Consider the following 23,669-nt stretch of genomic DNA (forward strand, 5'->3'; position numbering starts at 1 on the left):
GTGTAGAAGTATGTGTTCAAAAAGTCGCCGAATTAGAAATACGAAGGTCGAGGCACGAAAGTTTTGAGGACCGGACTTGCGCGTGTTGTGCTGACTTCTACGTTGTCCACAGGACGTGGACGGTTTTAGTAGAAGTTCCACTATGTCCTTAATACGTGAGGACCAGAAAAACCGAGTAACGAAGAGATTCGCCATTTATCATTTGGTGACTTTTGAACATCCTCTAAAAAAAATAAAATCTCTCCCATTATTTTAACAAAGGAAAAGATTTTATAATAGTTATTTGTCAAAGCCCATTTCCGTTTGTGAGATCGGCCAGTATTTAATGTCTACCTTTCCTACAAGCTGTTCTTCTGAAATAAAACCAAAAGATCTACTATCCAAGCTGTCTGGCCTGTTATCACCCATTACAAAGAGTTTCCCTTCAGGTATAGTTGCTTTTCCAGTAACTTCCTCTAGTGTAAAATCCTCTGTATATGGCTCAACGTCACTTTTCTTTTGTAGCTCATCAAGAAATTCTTCTTCCACATATTTACCATTTATATACAACTTATCATTCTTATATGTGACACTATCACCAGGTAATCCAATTACCCGTTTCACATAATCTTCTTGTTTATTTTTATGAAAAACGATGACATCTAACCGATCAATTTCCTGTAAATCATAGACAACTTTGTTTACCATCATAAGGTTTCCATCATAAAGTGTCGGTTCCATTGATTCACCATCAACGACATAGCTAGCAAATAAATACGATTTAACTATCACTGCTACTACGATGGCGAAGAACACGACAGGAATAAAACGTCGATAATTTATTTTTTTCATACTCTTCACTCCAAGGTCTAATCTTGTCTAGCTTCTGCGCCCAACGACTAGTAGACTTCCTTCCCCGTTACTTCGATAAGTCAGTCCAGCTCAATGCCCTACAGGATGTAGGGTAGTTCGACGTTGCCACAGGACGTGGCGATCTTAGTCGAACGTCCTTAATTGGCTATCCTTTATCTCAAACAGGTCAGTCCAGTCTATACGCGCTTCCGCTTTTCTACTATTAGTTTAGTTTACCCTGTATGAATCGTGATTAATCCTGATTTTCTTCCTGCTCTCTTGCTTCTTTCTCCAATGTTTTCTTTTGTATACGTTTCTCCACGTATTTCCCAATTAACCAGAACGCACCGATACACGCTGCTACAACAATTGCTTTTGTTGGATTCTGTGCAAATGACGCGATACTAGCACCAACATATGCCATCGTGAAAATCATCACTGACTTTCCCAGTAAAACAGCTAGTACAAATTGTTGGATACTGATTTTCGACAACCCAGCCACTACATTAATAATGGCTGATGGCGAAAACGGAAAACACAGTAATAAAAACAATGGGCCAAATCCGTGTTTTTCAAGCCAAGCAGTGACCTTTTGCACTTGTTTATTTTTTCGAATCGCTCTAAAAATTCGCTTGTCACCTAGTCGGCGTACAAGTAAAAACACAAATACCGCCCCTACACTAGTGCCTACCCATGATAATAAAAACCCTTCCAATAAACCATATGCCGCAGAATTTGCAAATACAAACACAACTAAAGGTAAAAACGGCAGAAAAGCTTCAAGAAACGGAAACAATAGACCCGGTAACGGCCCCAAACTTTCATAATCATTTAATAATTCGTTAATAAATTCATCTAATCTATCCTGTTTTAATAATAGTTTAAGATTCTCTAAGCTAAAATCCGAAAGTTGCATGTAGTTTTTCCCCTCGCCCCAAAACAAATACTCATATTTCCATATACCCTAGTTTAACTAATTTTATTGTAAAGTAAACTACTTTTATACCTAGATAAAATAAAAAACCAGCTTCAATCTGTTCGTTTTACAAATTCCAAAATTTTATAGTGTATTTTTTTTGTGATTAGTCATATAATAATAATGGAACAAATGTTCGATTTGGGAGGAGATAAATTATGCGCTATCTTAATGAGGAAGATTTACAAGTAGCATCACGCTTTCTATTTCTTTCGATGGCAATAGTTGTGATTCAGCAAGATATTCAGCACGTCCAAAAAGGAGCCTTTAAAATTAAAGAACCTTATATCGAGCTTTTAGAAAAAATGATTTCAGAAGCAACCGATGAACGAAGAAAATTACATCAAACTATGAGGAAAAAAAATATACAAGTAATCACCTTAAATAAAAATGATTCGTTTTCATCTTTTCTATTTCTTTGCCAAAATCGAGAGGAAAAGCGAAATTACTTTAATCCGGCTATCAGAAAAAAAGTGGAAGTCATTGTTCAGGAACTTATGCATATGGCTCTGCCACCATATCAACACCCTGTCTCCGCAAATATTTGATACGATTGTCGAGCAAGTATCTAAATTGTGCAGTACGTTGAATTTGGTTCATCATCGATCCGTAGGAAACCTCAATAGTGATTGACTTACTATTCTTAAATACTATTTCAGTGCACTGATTGTCGGCCATCTTCATTTGATCGATATGGGAATGTGCAATCCAAGAGCATTTGGCATTTATCGGTGAGATTGTAGGGAAGAAATACATGCCACTGCTGGGGTCGATAGCAATTGGTGCTTTATGCGTTATATTGCATATATCCCTTGTTCCCTCTTGTCTGCCTTTCAGACTGGCGCCAAATGATTTGCAAGCATAATCAATCAGCTTAGTTGGAGAAGGCTCTACAAAAAATTCCTCCTGTGTTTCTAGAACACATGTAGGAGACTCCTCGTTTTTTCCATAATCAGCTAAAACAGCCATTGTAAATGGAGTAATTTCATATGATGGAGAATAATAATTGTTAACCATTTTTTCATATCCTTTCGCTGTAAAACGAAAAGAAAGAAGCTTATAACTTAATTTACCAAATTTTTAGGTAAAAAGTAACTAAAATATAAAATTATTTGAAAAAATGTATGAATTAATTGTTTTCCTTGCTAATTTCATCATGGACTGTAGTTTCTTCACCATTTTCCTGCATATTTTGCATATCGGTTGTTTCCTGCTCAGGTGTATGGAACTCTGGATTTAAAATGGTAAATGTCGGTAACTCTTTATTTTTCTTCATATCTGAACCACCCTTCTTCCCTTCTAGTTTGGCGGAAATAAGAATGGTTCATACATAAGAAAAAATCCTGCATTATCAAGATAAGATTTTTGATCAAATTTTTTAAACGGTATGACTTTTTCAAAGCAACAGGTAGTGCCCCGTTTATTTTTATTTATGTATTTATTAAACAGTTTTATTCATTGTTATTTAGCTCAATCAAACTTTATAATAAAGTTTGATCAAAAAACTCTTACCATACTGTCAGTTCCTCTACTGTCTTTATACCATTTATCAACTTAGATGTTCAATTTCTTTTGACACAAAGCCCCCTTTTAAATAATCATATCCAAAAGAGGGATGAAACTTCGCAACTTTTTTATAAACGGCGCGACTTTATTTTAAGTCTACATTTCTCCCAGCACGGCACTTACTTACCTACTCGCTTTTAACTTTTGAGCGAAGGTTTTTACGCAAAATTTTCCCAGTTGTATTTTTAGGAAGTTCATCTAAAAATTCAATTTCTTTTGGAACTTTATATTTTGCCAAATGGCTTTGACAAAATTCTAGTAGTACATCTTCTGTTAGTGATGGATCTTTTGAAACGATAAAACCAATAATCGCTTCGCCAGTATTCGGATCAGGAGTACCGATTACAGCAGCTTCTGAAATACTTGGATGTGAGTAAAGTGCTTCTTCAACCTCTCGAGGGTAAACATTATAGCCACCAACGATAATCATGTCTTTTTTACGATCAACGATATAAAAATAGCCTTCATCATCCATTCGCGCCATGTCACCAGTATGAAGCCAGCCATTTTTAAGTGTAAGTGCTGTTTCTTCTGGCATTTTATAATAACCATTCATTACATTTGGGCCTCGGACAATCAATTCACCTACTTCACCAGCTGGCACTTCTTCCCCAAACTCATCAACCACTTTATTTTCAACGTTTAAAATGCTTGTACCAATCGATCCAGGCTTTGCGGGGCGATCTAATGGATTGAAGCATGTAACTGGTGATGCCTCAGATAGACCATATCCTTCTGATACTTTCATCTGAAATGCTTGTTCAAACTGTTTTAACAATGCAACTGGCATAGATGCACCGCCACTGATGCATAACCGAATACCGGAAAAGCTTTCTTCATTGCCAGAAATACTTTGCAAGAGATAGTTATACATCGTTGGAACGCCAGCAAACACCGTTGCCTCATGCTCCTTAGCAATACGAAATACTTCTTGTGGTGAAAATGAAGGAACAATCAGGATCGTACCACCATTCATTAATGGTGCGTTCAGAGCAACAGTCAGACAAAAAACGTGAAACATTGGTAACGCTGCAATTACTCGATCATCCCCATTAATAGTCAAATAATCAGCTACGTCTTTTGCATTCGAATAAAGGTTTTTATGTGTTAACATAGCACCTTTTGGTTTTCCCGTAGTACCTGATGTATACAAAATAATGGCTAGTTCCTCTTCATCAAGGGACGGTGTATCGAAATTCACCCTACCCTCTGCGACTAACGTTGAAAACGATTTCAATTTTGGTAAGATTGAATATCCATCAAACGATACTTCCTTACCAGATTCACACGAAATATAATGTTCGACACTTGGAAGTTCTTCCGCAATCGCTTCAAACTTTTCCATCAAAACATCCATCGTAATCACAGCTTTTACATCGCCATTTTTCAAAATATACGTCATTTCATGTGACGTGTAAAGTGGATTAATAGGAATGACTACTGCTCCTAAGCGCAGTGCCCCATATAAAGCGGTTACATAATATGGACTATTCCCCACTACCAAAGCAATGTGGTCTCCTTTTTGGTAACCTAGTTCTTGCAACCGTGATGCAAACTTTGTTATCGTTCCTTCTAACTCCATGTATGTAGTTGCTTTTTCTTGAAAAACATACGCTGGTTTATTCGGTAATTTTTGAGCTATGTTCGTCAATTGATTACTTAAATTCACCTTAACGCCCCCAATACTATGAATGAATAATCATTCATTTATATGCTAAAATTCATATTAATTATAAAATACAGACAAGTTCTTTTCAAGTGTTAAAATCTAAAAGATAATAAAATTAGTTAAAACCTCTAATAGAAAAGGCTAAATGGAAATATCAAGCATGTCCATTTAGCCTTTTCTGATCACGAAAAAATTCGATTAAGTTTAATAAACCAAGTTAATAAAATTTTCTTTTGATATTTTCCCTAAATAATGTGGAATGTCTACATTCTCTAATGCTTCTTCTATTGCTTTACGTTCATGACGTATACCTGTTAGTTTATCTTCAACATCTGCAACATCACCTATACCAAAGAAATCCCCATATATTTTGAAGTTTTCAATGATACCTTTTTTAACTTCTAAACGAACGTCAACAAGCCCTGAGTCAAACTTGTGTGAGCTCTGCGTATTAAATTTTGGTGATTTACCAAAGTTCCAATCCCAGTTTTGATAACGTTCTTTTGATATTTGATGGACATTTTCCCAATCCTGATCTGTTAACTCGTAACGCGGTACATCCTTTACATCTTCTACATCAAAAATATAGCGTAGAATGATATCTTTAAATTCATCCATTGATACTTTTTCTTCAAGGAACTCAGAAATATTCGCTACACGACTACGAATAGACTTGATTCCTTTTGATTCAATCTTTTCCTTACTTACATTTAGAGCAGATACAACATGTTCAACTTCCGAATCAAACATTAATGTACCATGGCTAAACATGCGTCCTTTTGTTGAGAACTGCGCATTTCCTGAGATTTTACGGCCATCTGCAACAAGGTCATTTCTCCCCTTTAATTCTGCTGGTACACCAAGCTGATTTAATGCTTCAACAACTGGCTTTGTGAATTTCTCAAAATTGTGGAAGCTTTCCCCATCATCCTTTGTAATAAAGCTAAAGTTCAAATTACCTTCGTCATGGTACACTGCCCCACCACCAGAGAGGCGACGCACGACCTTTATACCGTTATTGTCGACATATTCTGTATTAATTTCTTCCACCGTATTTTGATTTCGACCAATTATGATGGAAGGTTTATTAATGTAAAACAATAAATATGTATCTTTTTCCCCAAAATTTTGTAGTACATATTCCTCAAGTGCGAGATTAATACTTGGATCCGTAATGCCTTTATTATCGATAAATTTCATAGTAAATTGACCTCCCGTTAATTTCTTTTTCACTCCTAATTGTAATGGCAAAGTCCTGTTCAATCAAAAATTAACCCCTACCTTTTTCCCATACTAACCCTGTTTTAGCTAACCGTATTTTCCCTTGAAAATATTTTTTAGCTTCTAAAACTAAATCATTGGTATCACCGTATTGGGGGAGATGGCTTAACAGCAGTTCACCAACGTTCGCCTGACTTGCAATTGTAGCGCCTTCTTTACTGTTCATATGACCAGCGGCTGATCCATCCTGTTCTTCATAAAAGTTACAATCTGTGATCAATAGATTGGCATCCTTGGCAAAATCAATCCATTCTTCTTTATACGTTGTGTCTGCGGTATAAACGATGACATCCTCTCCATCTGTTATGCGCATGCCGTAACATGGAACTGGATGACTTGTTTTAAAGAACCTTATTGAGAAAGGTCCAACCTCGAGCTCCTTGTCAGGATCATAAGCAATCCCTTCCGTACACTCATGTGTCAATGATTCAAATTTTGTTATATCCTCCTGATGTCCATAAATCGGTAAAATTTCCTTTTCTTCGCGAAGATAGGAATGGACAAGCCATGCATACTGAAGGACACCAATGTCCGCAATATGGTCGTGATGATAATGCGACAATACAACAGCATCAATATCCATCACATGTTTATAGTTCTGAACTGTAGACAATGACCCACTTCCAACATCAACTACTAATGAAAATCCATCTTTTTCAAACAAATAAGATGAGGTGGCTTCTCCTTTAGCAGGATAGCCTCCCCAAAAACCAATTACAGTACATTTCATCAGACAAACACCTCTTTTTTAAATTTGTTGTAACACACTCTTGACTTTTTGCATACTGTTATAATACAATACTAGTAACAACTTAAAGGAGATGAATACACATGAAAAACGTCGTTGAATTTTTTAGATCATTACCAAAGAAAAAGTGTCACACTTGCGGAAATGATATGAATGAACAAGCAGATTGCTATGGTAATCTCTGTGACGAATGTGATCATCCAGCACGGTAATTAAGAAAGCGTAGGCGACTGGTTAGAAGCGGACGCATAAGCAAGGAACCGTAGAACGTATGGAATGAAGTGTTCATTGCTTATGACAACTGTACTATAACATGTTAATTCATTACCACTAAACAGCTATTTAAATAGCTGTTTATTTTTCTATAAAACAATATCTGAAAAATCATATCATTTAATCTACCAATGTTTTATACTTATTTTGAGTTCCGAAATAATTTTGGAGAGGGTAATTTAATGACAACTAAAACGAGAAGAATGCAAAGACATGAAGTACCTGAGGAAAATACTTGGAATTTAACTGATTTATTTGCTTCACGCGATGCATGGGAATCCGCTCTTAAAAAAGTTCAACAAGATGTTATTAATGTGACACAGTATAAGGGACAATTGGGTACAAGCGCAACTGTTTTAGTAGATTGTTTAACCGAGATGGAACGATTTGAAAAAAAAGTCATTCACGTTGCTACATATGCCAGTTTGCGAGCAAGTGCTGATGGGTCAGATGCAGAAAATCAAGCAGATTCCGCTCGGGTCTCTTCTGTACTAGCGAAAATTGGCGCAAAACTATCCTTTGTTGAATCGGAATTATTAACACTATCAACAGATACAATTCAACAGTACATTGAAGAAAAGGAAGAGCTGCTGCCATATAAAAAAATGCTGCATGATGTAGTAGAGAAAAAGCCTTACACGTTATCACCAGAAATAGAAGAAACACTTGCTGCACTAAGTGAAGTGCATCGTGCACCATATATGATCTATCAACGCAGTAAATCATCCGATATGGATTTTGAATCCATATCAACAGCGGATGGCGTAGTATTACCAATGTCAGCTGCACTCTATGAGGATCGCTATGAACTATCTGCTGATACAGGGATTCGTAGACAAGCGTACGACTCATTTATTAAGACTTTAGATCGTTACAAAAATACGTATGCCGCTACATACGCAACAGAGGTAACAAAACAAGTAACGATGTCAAGACTCCGTTCTTACGATTCAGTTACAGAGATGTTACTTCATTCGCAACAAGTTACCGAAGATATGTATCATAATCAATTAGATATTATTCAAGAAGAACTCGCACCACATATGCGCAAATTCGCTAAACTGAAAAAAAAGGAACTTGGATTAGAGGAGTTGCGATACTGTGACTTAAAAGCTCCACTTGATCCAACTTTTAACCCGGAAACAACCTATGAAGAAGCAACATCAACAATCCTAGACGCCCTACAAATTATGGGTGAAGAATACAGTGGTATTATGCAGAAGGGTATTGACAATCGTTGGGTAGATTTTTCAGATAATGTAGGGAAAGCAACAGGCGCATTCTGTTCAAGTCCGTATGGTGTTCATCCGTATATTTTGCTTACGTGGACAGATAATATGCGTGGAGCATTTCTTCTGGCACATGAACTCGGTCATGCAGGACATTTTTATTTAGCTGGGAAAAGTCAATCCCTCGTAAACACGCGCCCTTCCACTTATTTTGTTGAAGCACCGTCAACACTAAACGAATTGCTTTTAGCAGATCATATTATGAATAAAACTGAAGACAAGCGTATGAAACGCTGGGTTATCACACAATTACTAGGAACCTACTATCACAATTTTGTTACCCATTTACTAGAAGGCGAATTTCAGCGCCGTGTATATAAACTAGCAGAAGAAGGAACACCATTAACTGCTTCTGTACTAATCAAACAAAAACAAGAAGCGCTTGAAAACTTTTGGGGTGAGACGGTTGTGTTTGATGAAGGTGCGGGATTAACCTGGATGCGTCAACCACATTATTATATGGGACTATATCCGTATACTTATTCTGCTGGATTAACGGTTTCGACAGCAGTGACAAAAAAAATTCAAGAAGAAGGAAAACCAGCTGTTGATCGTTGGTTATCTGTTTTGAAAGCTGGTGGTACAATGACACCACAGGACCTTACAAAAATGGCTGGTGTAGATATGTCAAAACCAGATGCAATAAGAACAGCAGTTGCTTATGTTGGAACGTTAATTGACCAGTTGGAAAAAACGTATGAATAAAGATTGAAGTAGCATGCCACTACATCTGAGAGTTAGTTGGCGAAAGAATTGGCGGATATTTCCAGGCTGGTGGCAAAAACCGACCCAACAAAAAGGTGCTCACATCAGATTTTGTGAGCACCTTCCTTTTTATCGCAAAAACTCCAACACATTATCCACTGCTTTTTCACCTTGTTCGATACAATCTGGAATGCCAACACCTTCGAATGAGCTTCCCGCGAGATAAACTCCTGGTAGCATCTCAGCCATCTTTCCACGAATCTTCGTGATTCGTTCGGTATGGCCCACTGTATATTGTGGTCTTGCATTTCTCCAGCGTGTGATCACACTGAACTTGGGTGCTTGAGTAATGTTCATCGTTTTATTTAAATCCTCAAGTACAATATCTTTTATTTCCTCATCAGTTAGATCTACTACCTCTTGATCATTTGGTCGTCCTACATAACAGCGAAGCAAAACGCTTCCTTCTGGCGTTGTATGTGGCCATTTTTTATGTGTCCATGTACAAGCGGTAATCCGGTAATCACTAGTTCTTGAAACGACAAATCCTGTCCCATTGATGTCGCGTTTTATTGCTGATTGATCAAATGCCATTGCAACATTTGCAACGGATGTCGACGGCACAAGATCGAATTCGTGAAAGAAATCGTATTGACTAAATACTTTAGGCAATGTTTCGTGTTGTGCTGCTATTATGATTGCATCTGCTTTATATACTTCACCACTACTTAACAAAAGATGATAGCCATGATCTTTTTTCTCTATATGGTCAACTGCAACATTTAGTGTTATTGTACCCTTATCAAGTTTTTGTTCTGTTTGCTTCACTAACGATTCGAAACCGTCTTTGAAGGTGTAAAAAACTCCAGCCTTTTTTTTCGTAGACCGAGGGCTTTTTGGCAGAGTTTTTCGCAACCCTTTAATCAAGCTCTTGTGGTCTTGTTGTAAGCGATAAAAATTAGGATAAGTTGCCATCAAGCTCATATCATCAATGTCACCAGAATAGATGCCTGATAACAGTGGATCAATTACGTTTTCAACTAATTCATTGCCAAACCGGTGCCGAAAAAAACCTCCGAGCGATTGATCTTGTACCTCTTTACCCTTTGGTAACACAAAGTCAAAACCAGCCCGCATTTTTCCTTTGAATGAAAATAGGTTTGAAAATAGAAACGGCCGCGCCTTGGTTGGGATTCCCATGTGTGAACCACGTGGCATCTTATGTAGTTTATTATTAACTAAAATATAGGCTTGGCCTGTACCATTACGTACAAGCTGATCATCTAACCCTACCTCTTTCGCTAGTTTTACTGCGGGTGTTTTTCTCGATAAAAACGAATCGGGGCCACGTTCAATGGTAAATCCATCTTTTTTCAATGTACTAATTTTGCCACCTAGACGACTACTAGCTTCCACTAGTTTCACTTTATATGGTAACCCTTGCTCCTTTATTTCTTTTTGTAAATAGTAAGCAGCAGATAAACCTGTTATTCCACCACCGACAATTACAATTTCTTTAGAACTTTCCACTACGCATCACGCTTTACTTTTTGTAGCACAACATCTGCTAAAGTTGTGATAAATTCAGGGTGTACGTTTGGCATTTCTGGTCGATGATAGGTTGCTCCAAGTTCATCACAAACTACTTTACATTCGTAATCATTATCGTATAAAACTTCTAAGTGATCTGCGATGAACCCAACTGGTGCATAGACAAACGAGCGGTAGCCCTTTTGTTCATAAAGTTCTCTCGTTAAATCTTGCACATCTGGGCCAAGCCATGGATCTGGTGTATTTCCTTCACTTTGCCAACCAATTGCATAGTTAGTAATCCCTGTTTCTTCAGCGATTAATCGTGCTGTTTCTTTTAATTGATCGGGATAAGGATCCCCGTTCTGTAAAATTTTCTCTGGTAGACTATGCGCAGAAATAACAAGTACTGCTTTTTCCTTTTCCTCTGCAGACATTTCATCATAAACAGCATTGATCTGGTTTGCCCAGTAATTAATAAATCCAGGGGCGTCATACCAACTCTCAACTGATGTAATAGTTAGATTGCCTTGTTTCCGAGCTTCCTCATTTGCGCGCTTGTTATAAGACTTCACACTAAACGTAGAATAATGTGGGGCGAGTACTAGGGATACCGCTTCTTCTACACCATCCATCTCCATTTGACGGACAGCATCTTCAATAAATGGTTCAATATGCTTTAGCCCAATATAGACATGAAATTCATAGTCTTCTTGAACATCATTAAGTTTTATTTCTAATGCTTTTGCTTGCTCATTTGTGATCTTTGCCAGTGGAGAAATCCCTCCTATAGCTTTATAACGATCAGTTAAATCCTGTAACGCTTCAGGTGATGGCTTACGTCCATGTCTTATATCCGTGTAATAGCGCTCTATATCTTCTTCCTTGTATGGTGTTCCATAAGCCATCACTAATAATCCCATTTTTTTCTTTCCCAATTTCATACACCTCTTTAACAGTTTCTTATCTCTGTCCTTTATCGTTTGGAATAGCTATGAACTAATTCGGTTACTTTTTTTAGTGTTGCAGGTTTGATTTCAGGTGTTACACCGTGTCCCAAATTAAATACATATCCTTGCTCCTGCATTCCTTGGTCTAGAATTGCTTTTGTTCTTTCTTCAATCGTATCCCAATCCGCAAGCAAAATAGCTGGATCTAGATTACCTTGTAAAACTTTGGTAACACCCATTTGACGAGCTTCTTGAATCGATGTGCGCCAATCGAGCCCTAATACATCGACAGGTAAATCGTTCCATTCCATTAATAAATGTCTTGATCCAATGCCAAATAAAATTAATGGAACATCTTCTTTTTGTAGCTCACGGAATATATGCTGCATCGCTGGTTTGATAAAAATTCGGTAGTCTGAAGCATTTAAAGCCCCTACCCAAGAATCAAATATCTGGATTGCCTTAGCACCTGCATTGACCTGTGCCTTTGCATAAGTGATAACCATATCTGCAAGTTTGTCCATTAATGCAAACCAAGTTTCTGGTTCACGATACATAAGCGCCTTTGTTTTATGATAATTTTTTGAAGGCCCACCTTCAATCATATAGCTCGCTAATGTGAATGGTGCACCACTAAATCCGATTAATGGCACGGTTAATTGTTCTTCTGTAAGTAAACGAATCGTATCCAGTACATATGGCACATCTGATGTGGGATTAATCACACCTAAATTTTCCACATCCTGATAACTTTGTATTGGATTATGAATTACTGGTCCGATATTCTTTTTAATTTCAACATCTACCCCAAGAGCAGGGAGCGGCGACATGATATCCTTATATAAAATTGCTGCATCAACACCATAATTCTCAACTGGGAGACGTGTAACATAAGCACACAATTCTGGTTGATGGGTAATTTCAAATAAGGAATATTTTTCCTTGATTTCGCGGTACTCTTTTTGTGATCGGCCAGCCTGTCGCATAAACCAAGCAGGGACATGATCTGTTTTTTCACCATTATAGGCTTTGATGATTGTATCATTCATTTGCTTCAACATATTTTTCACCCTTTTTAACAGCTTATACTCTACTCTTTACTATATCGATTTCCTTACGAACTGCATAGCAAACCCGTTTGATTGTCATGAATTTGTCGATTACAGCGATAATTCTACTCTATTTGATCTTGTTCCCTCAACCTTAGTTAGTGGATTATACGGAACAACATAATAACTAGTTGTTTTGAACAAAGGAAGGTTATCAATAATAAACGCATGCTTCCCTTTAACTTTCCCTATTCGTTCATCAATACCGTTTTGTTGTTTATAAATATGATAGACAACACGTTCATCCGCTGCTTGCGACCAGGTCAGTTTACCTTTCACCAGTGAGAAGCCTCCAAAGGTATAGCTAGCTTTTAAATTTTTAATCTTAGGCAGGTCAATTGGTTCTGGTAAAGACTCGACATTTTCTGGTTTTTCAAAACTGGTTTCTAATGGTTGCTGCTTGTCCACTTCCGTTAAAATTGATTTTGTTAGCGTCGTTGGATAGGAACTTCCATCGGTAAGAAAATGGTCCTTATCTGATACATCATAGCCCATCCATAATGCACTTACATACTGTGGTGTATACCCAACAAACCAGGCATCCTTATACTCTCCTTCGACAAGGGGGTGCTCAGTCGATCCGGTTTTTCCGGCTAACGCTTTTTCGTAATCACCTGCTTTACCAGTACCATTATCAACAACATTCAATAACATTTCAGTCATATTCCATGCGACTTGGCTAGTAAATACCTTAGTTTCCTTATGTTTTTCATCTGCAATTAACTTATTATTTCGATCGTAAATATGTGTTATGGTATGTGATTCTATATGTTTCCCTTCATGAATAAATGGTCGATAGCTTTCCATCATTTTAATTGGTGTTATTCCATTTGATAATCCACCAAGTGCAATCGCAAGCCCATTATCCTCTATAGAGATATCCATTTTCTCCAGATATGATTTCGCATAATTAACACCAATTGCATCGAGCAACCATACGGCTGGTGCGTTCTTAGAAATCCTGAGTGCTTCATATATGGAAACTGCTCCCTCGTATTGATCAAGTACATTTTCCGCTGTATATCCATCAATGCTAACTTTTTGATCGGGAATCAAGGAATATGGCGTATAACTTTTTTTCATTAGAGCAGGACCATAAACCGCAATAGGTTTTATTGTCGAACCAGGTAGGCGTTTTACCGTTGCACGATTAAGATTGCCTCGTTCATATGAGCGGCCGCCAATTGCAGCAACTATACCACCACTTACCTGATCCATCATGACAAAAGCACCTTGTGTGCCTGTTGTATTGCCTGGGAAATACTGATCGTTCTTAAATTGCTCATAAGCAATTTGTTGGATAGTCTGATCGATGCTTACAATTATCCGATATCCTCCCCGTCGTAATTCGTCGACAGACAGTTCATAGTTTTCAGCAGCTTCTTTTATTACTAAGTCCACATAGGAATCAACCCATGGCGTTTCTTCTGGTTTCTGTACGTTTAACCCAAGTGTTTTCCCTTGTGCCCGAATACGAGTCTCAGTTGAAATTTTTCCGGTATGATCCATTGACTGAAGTACGACATTCCTTCTTGCTAATGCCTTTTCAGGATGGTCAATTGGTGAATAGCCGTTTGGAGCTTTTGCCAATCCAGCAAGCATCGCTCCTTCAATCAACGATAAATTCTTAACAGATTTAGAAAAAAATAATTGTGATGCTTCTTCCACACCATATACTCCTGAACCGAAATAAATCTCGTTTAGGTACATTTCGAGTATGTGTTTTTTTGTATACTTCCTCTCCAGATAAATAGCAGCCATTACTTCTTTGGTTTTACGCATCCACGTTTTATCATTACGCAAAAAAAGATTTTTAGCCAATTGTTGTGTGATTGTACTCGCACCTTCCACCTTAGCAAATGCGATGATATCGCGGTAGACAGCTCGAGCAACAGACTGAATATCTACTCCTGCATGATCATAAAAGCGTCGGTCCTCAATGGAGATAAAAGCTTCTTGGACATGTTTTGGGATTTGTTCTATCGCTACAAGCGTTCTATTTTCATTGTATAATTCGGCAATTACTTCCCCATCTTTTGTTTCAATTGTTGTCGTAGCATCTAGGATTAAATCCTCTTCACTCACTACTAATTTTCCACCAAAAATAATAACTAAATACCCTGTAATTCCTAAAATTGCAATGAGTCCGATAATCATTACAATGTTTTTCTTATTTAGCATAGCTATCATTTTTTGTTTTTTATGCTGATCCATTACTTCTTGTTCACCTCTGCCATGATTGGTTAACCAATCACATCCTACAGTATACGACAGTTTTCAACAATCGAAAAGGAATACTATTTATACATTTTTTCATCTTATCTTTTGATTAACAAATTACTAAACGGGTATTATGAAATAGAGGAAAATTGAAAGGAGATTCAAACAAATATGGAAGCTTATATGACAAATGGCACATTAGAGTTTATTAAAAAATTAATTGATAAACACCCAGGAATCGACTTTTATCTCATGAATAGTGGTGGTAATGCACTTGCTTACTATGAGAACAACAATGAAAATGTTTTCGAATCAGGAAGAGCTTATGACGTATTACTTAACAATGGAACCATCCAAGAAAAAGGATTTGTAGTTATGAACAATATAACGGTGACAGAGGACGGACGAACTGTTTTTGAGGATCGTTTTAAGCAGCGAAGTTCAACAATTGACTCCTCTCCCGGTTTTCAGGCGTTTCGATTATTACGTCCACAAAGTGGAAATAAGTATGTTGTGCTTACACAGTGGGCATCAGTCGAGGATTTCAATAACTGGAAGAACTCAGATGCGTTTAAAAAACAACATCAAAATGGTGGCGAAACGAAACCACCTGCTTATTTTGCTGATAAGCCTTATATTACAAGCTACAACATGGTTGAACCTGAGTAGCATCAAGAAAAACGGAAGCGCCGATTTAAATGGCACTTCCGTTTTTCTTGCTATAACACGTTCTATATTAGTACCAATACCCAAGACTACTTATTCTGCCAAACCGTTCTCCTCAAAAAATGCTCGTAACGATTCTTCCGTTTGTCCTCCGCTAATACGCGTAACTTCTTCCCCGTCTTCAAAATGAATTAAGGTCGGTGTTCCTTCAATACCATACGTTGTCCAAGCATCTGGAAACTCTAATACATTCAGTTTTTTCACATCAATACCAAGTTCTTCTGTTAACGGTACAAGGATTGGCGTTGTACGTTGACAATGTATACATTTGGGGTCATAAAAATAAACCGTTAATGATTCACCGTTTTCAAGTTTTTCATTTAATTCTTCAGGTAAAATTTGATTTTTATAATTAGGATCATCTAACTGTTCGATTGTAGCCTGATCTAAATTGCTTTTTCCATATGGATTATTACTATCTTCAATTGCTTGATTATTTTTATATTGAATAACAAAATATAGTGCAGCAAACAAAACTACCAGAACTACTACAAAAATTATCATCTTTTTTTTCATCGCTTACTTCCCCCTATGTTGTTTTAATAAAGTGATATGGAGTACAAAAATAACGATAAAAGCTACTCCTGCTAAAAACGGGATTGTGATAAACCCAAAATAATTTACGTACGCGGTGTTACACGGAATTATTCCGCAAGATTCAGTCGCTTCATGGAAAGCTGGTAGTTTCTGAATTAAATAATGATAGATGGAAACGAATATTCCTATTCCACTTAAAATTAGTCCAGGAAAAGCCATTGACAAATCCTTTTTTATCATTGACATACCATAAATAATTACGAGTGGATACATTAATATACGTTGGTACCAGCATAACTCACAAGGGACATAATCCATTACTTCAGAAAAAAATAAGCTTCCGAATAATGCAATTACGCTTTGACCCCATATTAGGAATATGAGTGTTTCACCATTTTTGGAATGATTCATGTATGTAAACTCCCTTACTACAAAGATACATAAACAGTATACAATTCATTATAAAAAAAAACAAAAATGAGGAGTGTACTACTCCTCATTTTCAATAGAGATTAAGTCATTTCTGTGAACATAAACGGCAGCCTGGGTGCGATCATGTACATCTAATTTTCCTAGAACATTACTTACATGCGTTTTTACCGTTTTAATGCCAATATACAATTTTTCGCTAATTTCTTGATTTGTCATCCCATTACCAATACAAATAAGTACCTCAAGTTCTCGTTCAGTTAATTCATCATGTGCTTTAGGTGATTCAGTGCGGAATGACGACATCACTTTTCCTGCCACTTTTGGCTCGATAACCGTTTCTCCTTGAGATGCCTTTTTAATTGCTGTTACAATTTCACCGGCAGAGGAAGTTTTTAAAATATAACTGAATGCACCAGCTTCTAAAGCAGGAAAAACTTGCTTATCATCATAAAAACTTGTCAGTATGATGATTTTTGTATCAATTTTACTATCTGTGATCGTACGAGTCGCCTCAATCCCGTTACCATTTTCCATCATTAGGTCCATTAACACGACATCAGGTTTTTCTTTTATTACCAGTGCTGCCCCGTCGTTTCCATTTGCAGCTTGGCCGATGACCTCAATCGTGTCATCAGTTTGTAAATATGAAACGATGCCTTTTCGAACGACATCATGGTCATCTACTACGACAACTCCTATCATTACTTTCCCTCCTCCTTAACACGGAATTCGTATATCTATATATGTACCTTCACCTTGAACTGATCGAATCGTAAATGTTCCTCCTAATTCTTCGCTTCGTTCCTTCATTGTTTTAAGACCATAGGATGTTTTCCGATTTGAGTCTTCATCAACATGAAATCCTTGGCCATTATCAGCTATATGTATGAATAATTCGTTTGATCGCATGGAAAGCTTAACCTTTACCTCATTTGCTTCGGCATGTCGCAAAATATTAGATAATGACTCTTGTATTATCCGAAAAACGTGTTCTTCTGTCGTTTCTGGTAGTTTAATAGCTTCATCAATTTCCACCTTAAAATTGAGTGTACTCTTTTGTTTCAGTTCTTCTATTAATTTTTTTAAGCCAGTTGGTAACGGATCTCCAGATAAATGAACAGGGCGTAGATGTAGCAGTAACGCACGCATTTCTGTTTGCGCTTGTAATGCACTAGCCGCAACATTTTCAAGCTGTTCCTTTGCGATTACAGGGTTTTTATCGATTTGTTTGAGTGACGCTTCCGCCATCATGGTCACACCAAACAGTTGCTGACTAACAGAATCGTGTAAATCCCTGGCTAGACGTTGCCTCTCTTCAATTACTGCAGCTTTGTGTGCTGATTTTGCCAAGTCTGCCTTCGCGTCGGCCATGCGTTGTAAGGATTTTACTTGATCCTGCATTTTTTTGCCTAGCTCATTTAGTTCGTTACCGATTCTAGCAATTTCATCATCTTCATTAAAATACAAGCGTGATTGATAGTTTCCGTTTGCAAATTGGGTGATTAATACAGAAAAATAATCTAGCCGCTCTTTCATATCCCCACTTGATTTGAACCCTACATATAAAGCGAGTACTAAAGCTACCACCACATAGGTTGTAATAAACAAAAAAATACTTTCCACGGTTAACCACTGTGGGGTAAATAAGACATAAATAGATAATAGAAAAGATAGCAATATGACAGTCGTTAAAAACAATGCGTAAAAATGGGAACGAATATGACTAAATCGTATACTATTAAGTCGCTTAAATATAATCCATCACCTCATTATACTTTATCTACTCGTACAGATCCTGCTTTTAATTTCAATGTAATCATTAATTTTCTTGTTGCTTCTTGATAATCATCTGTTTCATAATACACTTTCCTATTTATACCTTCTGAGGTTTGCCCCATGACATTAATTTCACCAGCCTTAACAGAAGCATCAATACAACATGCAACGTTTTCCGGCATGAGAATCTGAATATCACCAGCCCAGCTGTTAATCATAATCGGGATTTCTTTTTCCGGAATAAAAGCTTTGGAAAAATCAATGTAATAGTCACCAGCAGCATTAAATAAATCCATTGGCTCAACCTTCCAATTTGGTTCTGCAAATTGATGATCCCCTATTGAAAAACGATTTCCATGTTTATTCTTCTTTCCAACTGTATTGTCTTTTTTCTCATCCGTATCAACCACAAACTTATAATTTTTCTTTCGCTTTGGTTTTCCAATAATAGTAAACCCGATATAAATGATCAGCAATGGCCATAACTTAACTATATCGTTAAAGGAAAAATCTACTAACCCAATCTCCCCTAACACTAATAAAAAACCAAAAAGAAATAGAAATGATCCAAAAATCCAACTTCCCCCATTATTTCGTAAATTATCAATGAACCACTTTAACCCAAAGATAATAAACAAAATGGCGTACGTATATGGCCAAATTCCATTCATATCCAGATCGATTACAGCAAGGTTTTGTAAGATTAGTAATAAACCTATTACTATTATAATACTAGCGATTAATAAACGTATAAATCGATTATTCATCTTCATCACCTCTTTTCTAATTATATCTAGTTTATCGGCTGGAATGATCTTTCATAACGACCTACAGAACGTTTTTATCTCCGCCTTAAGACGGAGTTCGGCATTTTTGTACATATTCAAAAACATGCGTCCATACTAAAATAATTGAACTACCCACCACTTAACATCCTTAAGGATTGTTTGAAGTGGGGATTCTAAAAAAGACATGTATTGTACATGACCGTATCCCGTTCAACTAGGATGCGGTTTTTCCATTTTTCAACTTCAACAGACCTTTTATTTCCAAGTCTGTAAGAGCCCCTGAAGCAAAAAGTTCGTTCGTAGAACGAAACCTGTCTAAGTTGAAAAAATTTGAATGGTAGTACGAATTAATATGTATACCTTTCAACGCATTCGAAATATACTTCCAATGCACCCAATGATGAGCACCTACTATCTTCTCTGGTAGTAGTGTGCCCAACACTGGTGGAAGTTTTTCTTTAAAACCCATTGCTCTACGAGCAATTACAAAACTTGCTGCTTCGTGTATCGATATACCTAATCTTTTCATATACTTCATCTTACCTATTTGACTTGTATATGCAGGGTTGACTTCAAAAACTGCAATGTCCTCTTTTTCGGCTCGTGACTTTATTGCAGAAAGCATCTTTTTGTATGCAAAAGCAGACATCATCCTATTTACTTTTTTGTTTCCGTAAGGATTAGATAGCTTTGATGATGTCGTATTTAGTTTCTCGACTACTATCGGCTTATTTGTACGAGTAGCAATGTTAACGATCTCTATTGCTTCGGCTTCAATGATTTTCGTCGTCTGTCCACTTGTCTTGCCTTTCAAATTGAATTTTAAAGACCAGGAACCTAGGAGTTGACCATTCGAATTAACAGTTGATACTGCGAAATGGTCAACGTTACAGTCAATGCCAATTGCTCCATCTGTCTTGGAATGATTCACATACGCTTTTGATTCGTCATCAAACATCGTTTTAAAGATGTAGTATTCCCCACAGTCTTCTATTGCCCATGCTACTGGCTTCCCGTATTTCTTTTTATTCTTACAATTCGTCTGTGCAAGAATCCTACTTTCTACTTTTTCTTGACCATAAGGGAAATACAGATTCCCAACTTCAACTGAGACACCTTTCGGGGTCTTGAAACGAAGCACTTTATTCGTCCCATCATAGTTAAAAACAAAATTTCCACAGCCTGAGTCCTTACGACCAGAAATAACCATCTTTCGGTATCTATTCTCTTCCCAAGTCTTTTGCCAAAGTTTATGGTTATCAATATACGTATTGACAGTGTACTGTGCTTGGAAGTGTTTTTTTGAACCAAAGACGACGCTCGGTATTTTCGTATTTAAGGATCTTAGGCTATCTTCGTATTTGTTCAATTTGAAGTTTAAAAAACCAATTCGTGTGTGGCGTCTTTTGATTTCAGTATCTAGGTATGTATGTTCCAATTGATACGTATGATAATACAAATCAGTCTTATTTTTAAATTGCACGACAAAGTAGTTACCCAACTTTTTTATTCTTGAATTTTTGGGAAATGATGGCTTTCCGTTTCTAAATGTTTTTTTAATTTTTTTTAATGACGTTAGTTTTGATTTGTCTTTCTTTATTTTATTTTTGATCGACTTAATTTGAATCTCTTTGTTCTTCATGTATAGCTTCTTTAACTCGTCTAGACTCTTTTCTTTTGCTTTAGCTTCTTGAACGGCACTATTAGTGTAGTAATCATCCAACGAAAACCTGTTCTTTACCGTAAGGTGCAAAGATTTGTCTCGTTTTTTCATTCCAGAGCGTTTTTCTTTTGTTGCTGTACTAAAGGCAAACTGCTTCGCTCTATTAAACACAAAGAGAGCATGACCAATAGCATCAACGTTTTCATCCAAAATGGTATTCTTATAGATACGATTTGAAAAATACGCCTTAATTCCCATAAGTCATGCTCCTGTCTTATTATATTATAGTTATTATATCAGAATGTCTGTTCCTATTCCAGCAAAAACCTCCTCTGGAGGGGAGGGGAGGGGCGAGTCATCCCCCACTTAACACTGGTTTTAGAAACCTTCGAGTGTTTGAAGTGGGGGTCTTCTCGCCCTAATAGGATAAAAACATTTATGCCGTAACTAAGTATTGTCCCACCTGCAAATATGACCCCGACTAACCAATCGCGAAAAATGTACCATAAAACAAAACCCATGACGATAGTAAATGGTGTTAAAAAGGTTCCAGACCCAAGTTCAGTTATCAAGCGAAATAGAAAATAGATATTCGAATCTGCCATTGCTCTTACAAAATCCCTTGTCCATTGATCAACCAAAGGAATAGTACCCTGCATTATTTTAATCCCCCATAAAACGGAAGTGAATAAAACAAAGGATAATAGAAAAATATATAAATAAGAGCTTTTTTTCCTCATAAAATCTTCCCCCCTAAAACAATAATACCTCAAAATAAGAGTTTAAAAAAACTTGATTTGGGAAATAGTTATGTAAGCGTAAATAAACGAAAGGCTGGGATACAAGATGGATAAAGAACTACAAGAATTAATTGATGGATTAAATGAAGATTTAGCCGGTGAATACGGCGCTGCAATTCAATACACGTATAGCGCATCCGTTGTTTCCGGATTATACAGTTCCGCATTAAAACCCTTTTTCGAAGGAGAAATAGCTGATGAATTAGGACATGCATTATACTTATCGGAAAAAATTAAAACATTGGGCGGAACACCTACTACAAAATCTGCGGACATACCGCAACCTACAGAAGTGGCAGACTTATTAGCGGCATCACTACAATCTGAAAAAGATACGATTGATCGCTATGAAATACGTAAAAAACAAGCAGAAAAATTGAACCTTACTGAGCTTGTCGTGAAAATTGAAGACATGATTGCAGATGAAACACATCATAAAGAGGAAATAGAACGTTTACTGCAAGACCCTCGATTAACATAAATCGTTTACAAGAGCATCTATCCCGATGCTCTTTTTTTGTTTCAATTTATCAATGTCAAATCCGAATTCTTAAACTTTGTAATAAAAGCATGATAAACTGTATGTAAATCAAATTATTTTCATGGAGGTTTTTAAATGCGTAAAGAGCTTCATCAGCGAATTGACCAGCTTTATCAAGAAATGGTTGATATAAGAAGATACTTACACCAACATCCAGAGCTTTCGTTTAAAGAAGAAAAAACAGCAAAATATATTGCCGACTTTTATGACGATTTAGGTATTCCTTATCAAACAAAGGTAGGCGGAAATGGCGTAATTGCTACACTTAAGGGTGGCAAACCAGGTAAAACTGTTGCTTTACGTGCTGATTTTGATGCACTTCCGATCCAAGATGAAAAAGATGTTCCCTATAAATCAAAAGTTGATGGGGTGATGCATGCTTGTGGGCATGATGGACACACAGCGACATTATTATCACTTGCAAAAGCACTACTATCTTTTCAAGATGAGTTACCTGGAACAGTCGTTTTCTTGCATCAACATGCAGAAGAATACGCTCCAGGTGGTGCAAAGCCTATTGTAGAATCTGGGGCACTTAATCATGTTGACGCTGTTTTTGGAACACATTTATGGGCTACAACCCCGCTCGGTGTCATGCAGACGTCCAAAGATGTTTTTATGGCTGGGGCAGATCGATTTGACATAACTATTCAAGGTAAAGGTGGTCATGGTGGATACCCACACGAAACAAATGATGCCATTATTATCGGTGCCGAGGTAATCACTCAACTGCAAAAAATAATTAGCAGACGCATTGACCCGCTTCAAACAGCCGTATTAACCATTGGAATATTTGAAGCCGGCAACGCCTTTAACATTATTGCCGACAAAGCAAAACTAGTCGGAACAATGCGTTATCTCGATACACGTATCCAAGATCAGGTTATCGAAGAAATGGAACGAATTATCAATGGTGTTTGTGTAGCAAACGGAGCAACGTATAAGCTGAATTATGAAAAAGGCTATCCACCATTAATAAATCACGCCGAGGAAGCTGAACTTGTATTACTGGCTAGTAAAAATGTTCCAGAAATAACAACCCGAGAAGAAGTTGTTCCTGTAATGGGGGGAGAAGATTTTGGTTATTATTTACTAGAGAAACCGGGTACCTATTTTTTTACCGGCGCACAAAAGGAAGGGAACGAGTATCCACATCACCATCCAAAATTCGATATCGATGAACGCGCACTCCCAATCGCTGCCAAGACATTAATGGAAGCATATTTAGCCTATCAAGAAAAATAAAAATACGAAAACAT

The 23,669-nt window shown here is 37.0% G+C and carries 24 protein-coding genes; 6 read left to right on the forward strand and 18 right to left on the reverse strand.

Going from position 1 to position 23,669, the window contains the following annotated elements; genetic code table 11:
• Positions 1 to 279 precede the first annotated feature (279 nt).
• Together lepB and CFK40_RS16820 are read right to left on the reverse strand one after the other, a co-directional pair.
• Positions 280 to 831 (reverse strand): signal peptidase I, encoded by a 552-nt coding sequence (gene lepB, locus CFK40_RS16815; RefSeq protein ID WP_089533554.1) that lies wholly within the window; start codon positions 829 to 831, stop codon positions 280 to 282.
• Between the two features lie 253 nt (positions 832 to 1,084).
• Complete coding sequence (locus tag CFK40_RS16820) at positions 1,085 to 1,747, reverse strand: TVP38/TMEM64 family protein (protein ID WP_089533555.1); 663 nt, start codon at positions 1,745 to 1,747, stop codon at positions 1,085 to 1,087.
• A 218-nt stretch (positions 1,748 to 1,965) separates the two neighbouring features.
• Between CFK40_RS16820 and CFK40_RS16825 the strand changes: the two genes are divergently transcribed.
• Positions 1,966 to 2,355, forward strand: a complete 390-nt coding sequence (locus tag CFK40_RS16825; RefSeq protein ID WP_089533556.1) for a YhjD family protein — start codon at positions 1,966 to 1,968, stop codon at positions 2,353 to 2,355.
• Here the strand turns inward: CFK40_RS16825 and CFK40_RS16830 are convergent.
• The 5 genes from CFK40_RS16830 to CFK40_RS16845 all read right to left on the reverse strand — a co-directional run bounded on the left by CFK40_RS16830 (position 2,303) and on the right by CFK40_RS16845 (position 7,053).
• Positions 2,303 to 2,824 carry a competence protein ComK gene (locus CFK40_RS16830; RefSeq protein WP_089533557.1) on the reverse strand — a complete coding sequence of 174 codons (522 nt, stop codon included), beginning with the start codon at positions 2,822 to 2,824 and terminating at the stop codon, positions 2,303 to 2,305. The genes CFK40_RS16825 and CFK40_RS16830 overlap by 53 nt on opposite strands.
• Before the next feature lie 112 nt (positions 2,825 to 2,936).
• The gene (locus tag CFK40_RS21035) at positions 2,937 to 3,083 is read right to left on the reverse strand and encodes a hypothetical protein (protein WP_161493898.1); all 147 of its coding nucleotides are present in this window, start codon (positions 3,081 to 3,083) and stop codon (positions 2,937 to 2,939) included.
• A 417-nt stretch (positions 3,084 to 3,500) separates the two neighbouring features.
• Positions 3,501 to 5,042: a fatty acid--CoA ligase family protein gene (locus CFK40_RS16835; protein WP_089533558.1), complete on the reverse strand. Its 1,542-nt coding sequence runs from the start codon at positions 5,040 to 5,042 to the stop codon at positions 3,501 to 3,503.
• A gap of 204 nt (positions 5,043 to 5,246) precedes the next feature.
• Positions 5,247 to 6,242: a lipoate--protein ligase gene (locus CFK40_RS16840; protein ID WP_089533559.1), complete on the reverse strand. Its 996-nt coding sequence runs from the start codon at positions 6,240 to 6,242 to the stop codon at positions 5,247 to 5,249.
• A 70-nt stretch (positions 6,243 to 6,312) separates the two neighbouring features.
• A complete protein-coding gene (locus CFK40_RS16845; protein WP_089533560.1) occupies positions 6,313 to 7,053 on the reverse strand; it encodes an MBL fold metallo-hydrolase in 741 nt (246 codons plus the stop codon).
• A 101-nt stretch (positions 7,054 to 7,154) separates the two neighbouring features.
• Here CFK40_RS16845 and yhfH point away from each other — a divergent pair, with 101 nt between their 5' ends.
• The gene (gene yhfH / locus CFK40_RS16850; RefSeq protein WP_089533561.1) at positions 7,155 to 7,283 is read left to right on the forward strand and encodes a protein YhfH; all 129 of its coding nucleotides are present in this window, start codon (positions 7,155 to 7,157) and stop codon (positions 7,281 to 7,283) included.
• Between the two features lie 243 nt (positions 7,284 to 7,526).
• Positions 7,527 to 9,338, forward strand: a complete 1,812-nt coding sequence (gene pepF, locus CFK40_RS16855; RefSeq protein ID WP_089533562.1) for an oligoendopeptidase F — start codon at positions 7,527 to 7,529, stop codon at positions 9,336 to 9,338.
• A gap of 129 nt (positions 9,339 to 9,467) precedes the next feature.
• On the opposite strand, the gene hemY is transcribed toward pepF, so the two are convergent.
• The 4 genes from hemY to CFK40_RS16875 form a co-directional block, all read right to left on the reverse strand.
• Complete coding sequence (gene hemY / locus CFK40_RS16860) at positions 9,468 to 10,868, reverse strand: protoporphyrinogen oxidase (RefSeq protein ID WP_089533563.1); 1,401 nt, start codon at positions 10,866 to 10,868, stop codon at positions 9,468 to 9,470.
• Positions 10,868 to 11,806: a ferrochelatase gene (gene hemH / locus CFK40_RS16865; protein WP_089533564.1), complete on the reverse strand. Its 939-nt coding sequence runs from the start codon at positions 11,804 to 11,806 to the stop codon at positions 10,868 to 10,870. Before hemH ends, hemY begins: the two co-directional genes overlap by 1 nt.
• 38 nt (positions 11,807 to 11,844) lie before the next feature.
• The gene (gene hemE, locus CFK40_RS16870; protein WP_089533565.1) at positions 11,845 to 12,879 is read right to left on the reverse strand and encodes a uroporphyrinogen decarboxylase; all 1,035 of its coding nucleotides are present in this window, start codon (positions 12,877 to 12,879) and stop codon (positions 11,845 to 11,847) included.
• Positions 12,880 to 12,978: 99 nt separating this feature from the next.
• Positions 12,979 to 15,141 (reverse strand): transglycosylase domain-containing protein, encoded by a 2,163-nt coding sequence (locus CFK40_RS16875; protein ID WP_089533566.1) that lies wholly within the window; start codon positions 15,139 to 15,141, stop codon positions 12,979 to 12,981.
• A gap of 177 nt (positions 15,142 to 15,318) precedes the next feature.
• Here CFK40_RS16875 and CFK40_RS16880 point away from each other — a divergent pair, with 177 nt between their 5' ends.
• Positions 15,319 to 15,816, forward strand: a complete 498-nt coding sequence (locus CFK40_RS16880; RefSeq protein WP_089533567.1) for an antibiotic biosynthesis monooxygenase family protein — start codon at positions 15,319 to 15,321, stop codon at positions 15,814 to 15,816.
• Between the two features lie 90 nt (positions 15,817 to 15,906).
• Here CFK40_RS16880 and CFK40_RS16885 read toward each other — a convergent pair whose 3' ends face one another.
• The 7 genes from CFK40_RS16885 to CFK40_RS16915 all read right to left on the reverse strand — a co-directional run bounded on the left by CFK40_RS16885 (position 15,907) and on the right by CFK40_RS16915 (position 21,809).
• Positions 15,907 to 16,389, reverse strand: a complete 483-nt coding sequence (locus CFK40_RS16885; RefSeq protein WP_089533568.1) for a thioredoxin family protein — start codon at positions 16,387 to 16,389, stop codon at positions 15,907 to 15,909.
• 3 nt (positions 16,390 to 16,392) lie between these two features.
• On the reverse strand, positions 16,393 to 16,821 hold the full coding sequence (locus CFK40_RS16890) for a disulfide oxidoreductase (protein ID WP_089533569.1): 429 nt from the start codon (positions 16,819 to 16,821) through the stop codon (positions 16,393 to 16,395).
• 78 nt (positions 16,822 to 16,899) lie between these two features.
• Positions 16,900 to 17,544 (reverse strand): response regulator, encoded by a 645-nt coding sequence (locus CFK40_RS16895; RefSeq protein WP_089533570.1) that lies wholly within the window; start codon positions 17,542 to 17,544, stop codon positions 16,900 to 16,902.
• A gap of 15 nt (positions 17,545 to 17,559) precedes the next feature.
• On the reverse strand, positions 17,560 to 18,597 hold the full coding sequence (locus CFK40_RS16900) for a sensor histidine kinase (protein WP_089533571.1): 1,038 nt from the start codon (positions 18,595 to 18,597) through the stop codon (positions 17,560 to 17,562).
• 14 nt (positions 18,598 to 18,611) lie between these two features.
• Positions 18,612 to 19,385, reverse strand: coding sequence for a cell wall-active antibiotics response protein LiaF (liaF, locus tag CFK40_RS16905; RefSeq protein WP_089533572.1), 774 nt, complete (start codon positions 19,383 to 19,385; stop codon positions 18,612 to 18,614).
• Between the two features lie 235 nt (positions 19,386 to 19,620).
• Positions 19,621 to 21,327, reverse strand: a complete 1,707-nt coding sequence (locus CFK40_RS16910; RefSeq protein WP_089533573.1) for an RNA-guided endonuclease TnpB family protein — start codon at positions 21,325 to 21,327, stop codon at positions 19,621 to 19,623.
• A 53-nt stretch (positions 21,328 to 21,380) separates the two neighbouring features.
• The gene (locus tag CFK40_RS16915) at positions 21,381 to 21,809 is read right to left on the reverse strand and encodes a hypothetical protein (RefSeq protein WP_089533574.1); all 429 of its coding nucleotides are present in this window, start codon (positions 21,807 to 21,809) and stop codon (positions 21,381 to 21,383) included.
• A 106-nt stretch (positions 21,810 to 21,915) separates the two neighbouring features.
• Here CFK40_RS16915 and CFK40_RS16920 point away from each other — a divergent pair, with 106 nt between their 5' ends.
• Positions 21,916 to 22,350: a ferritin-like domain-containing protein gene (locus CFK40_RS16920; RefSeq protein ID WP_089533575.1), complete on the forward strand. Its 435-nt coding sequence runs from the start codon at positions 21,916 to 21,918 to the stop codon at positions 22,348 to 22,350.
• A 135-nt stretch (positions 22,351 to 22,485) separates the two neighbouring features.
• Positions 22,486 to 23,655: a M20 family metallopeptidase gene (locus CFK40_RS16925; protein WP_089533576.1), complete on the forward strand. Its 1,170-nt coding sequence runs from the start codon at positions 22,486 to 22,488 to the stop codon at positions 23,653 to 23,655.
• Positions 23,656 to 23,669: the final 14 nt, after the last annotated feature.

Origin of the sequence: Virgibacillus necropolis (assembly GCF_002224365.1) — a bacterium.
Classification (GTDB): Bacteria; Bacillota; Bacilli; order Bacillales; family Amphibacillaceae; genus Virgibacillus_F; species Virgibacillus_F necropolis.

Bases quoted from the DNA above. Each gene is read 5' to 3' on its own strand.
- CFK40_RS16890 (WP_089533569.1), bottom strand. From the start codon at position 16,821: ATGAATCATTCCAAAAATGGTGAAACACTCATATTCCTAATATGGGGT.
- CFK40_RS16880 (WP_089533567.1), top strand. From the start codon at position 15,319: ATGGAAGCTTATATGACAAATGGCACATTAGAGTTTATTAAAAAATTA.
- CFK40_RS16910 (WP_089533573.1), bottom strand. From the start codon at position 21,327: ATGGGAATTAAGGCGTATTTTTCAAATCGTATCTATAAGAATACCATT.
- CFK40_RS16895 (WP_089533570.1), bottom strand. From the start codon at position 17,544: ATGATAGGAGTTGTCGTAGTAGATGACCATGATGTCGTTCGAAAAGGC.
- liaF (WP_089533572.1), bottom strand. From the start codon at position 19,385: ATGAATAATCGATTTATACGTTTATTAATCGCTAGTATTATAATAGTA.
- yhfH (WP_089533561.1), top strand. From the start codon at position 7,155: ATGAAAAACGTCGTTGAATTTTTTAGATCATTACCAAAGAAAAAGTGT.
- CFK40_RS16915 (WP_089533574.1), bottom strand. From the start codon at position 21,809: ATGAGGAAAAAAAGCTCTTATTTATATATTTTTCTATTATCCTTTGTT.
- hemE (WP_089533565.1), bottom strand. From the start codon at position 12,879: ATGTTGAAGCAAATGAATGATACAATCATCAAAGCCTATAATGGTGAA.
- CFK40_RS16840 (WP_089533559.1), bottom strand. From the start codon at position 6,242: ATGAAATTTATCGATAATAAAGGCATTACGGATCCAAGTATTAATCTC.
- CFK40_RS21035 (WP_161493898.1), bottom strand. From the start codon at position 3,083: ATGAAGAAAAATAAAGAGTTACCGACATTTACCATTTTAAATCCAGAG.
- CFK40_RS16825 (WP_089533556.1), top strand. From the start codon at position 1,966: ATGCGCTATCTTAATGAGGAAGATTTACAAGTAGCATCACGCTTTCTA.
- CFK40_RS16885 (WP_089533568.1), bottom strand. From the start codon at position 16,389: ATGAAAAAAAAGATGATAATTTTTGTAGTAGTTCTGGTAGTTTTGTTT.
- pepF (WP_089533562.1), top strand. From the start codon at position 7,527: ATGACAACTAAAACGAGAAGAATGCAAAGACATGAAGTACCTGAGGAA.
- lepB (WP_089533554.1), bottom strand. From the start codon at position 831: ATGAAAAAAATAAATTATCGACGTTTTATTCCTGTCGTGTTCTTCGCC.
- CFK40_RS16845 (WP_089533560.1), bottom strand. From the start codon at position 7,053: ATGAAATGTACTGTAATTGGTTTTTGGGGAGGCTATCCTGCTAAAGGA.
- CFK40_RS16820 (WP_089533555.1), bottom strand. From the start codon at position 1,747: ATGCAACTTTCGGATTTTAGCTTAGAGAATCTTAAACTATTATTAAAA.
- CFK40_RS16925 (WP_089533576.1), top strand. From the start codon at position 22,486: ATGCGTAAAGAGCTTCATCAGCGAATTGACCAGCTTTATCAAGAAATG.
- CFK40_RS16875 (WP_089533566.1), bottom strand. From the start codon at position 15,141: ATGGATCAGCATAAAAAACAAAAAATGATAGCTATGCTAAATAAGAAA.
- CFK40_RS16830 (WP_089533557.1), bottom strand. From the start codon at position 2,824: ATGGTTAACAATTATTATTCTCCATCATATGAAATTACTCCATTTACA.
- CFK40_RS16920 (WP_089533575.1), top strand. From the start codon at position 21,916: ATGGATAAAGAACTACAAGAATTAATTGATGGATTAAATGAAGATTTA.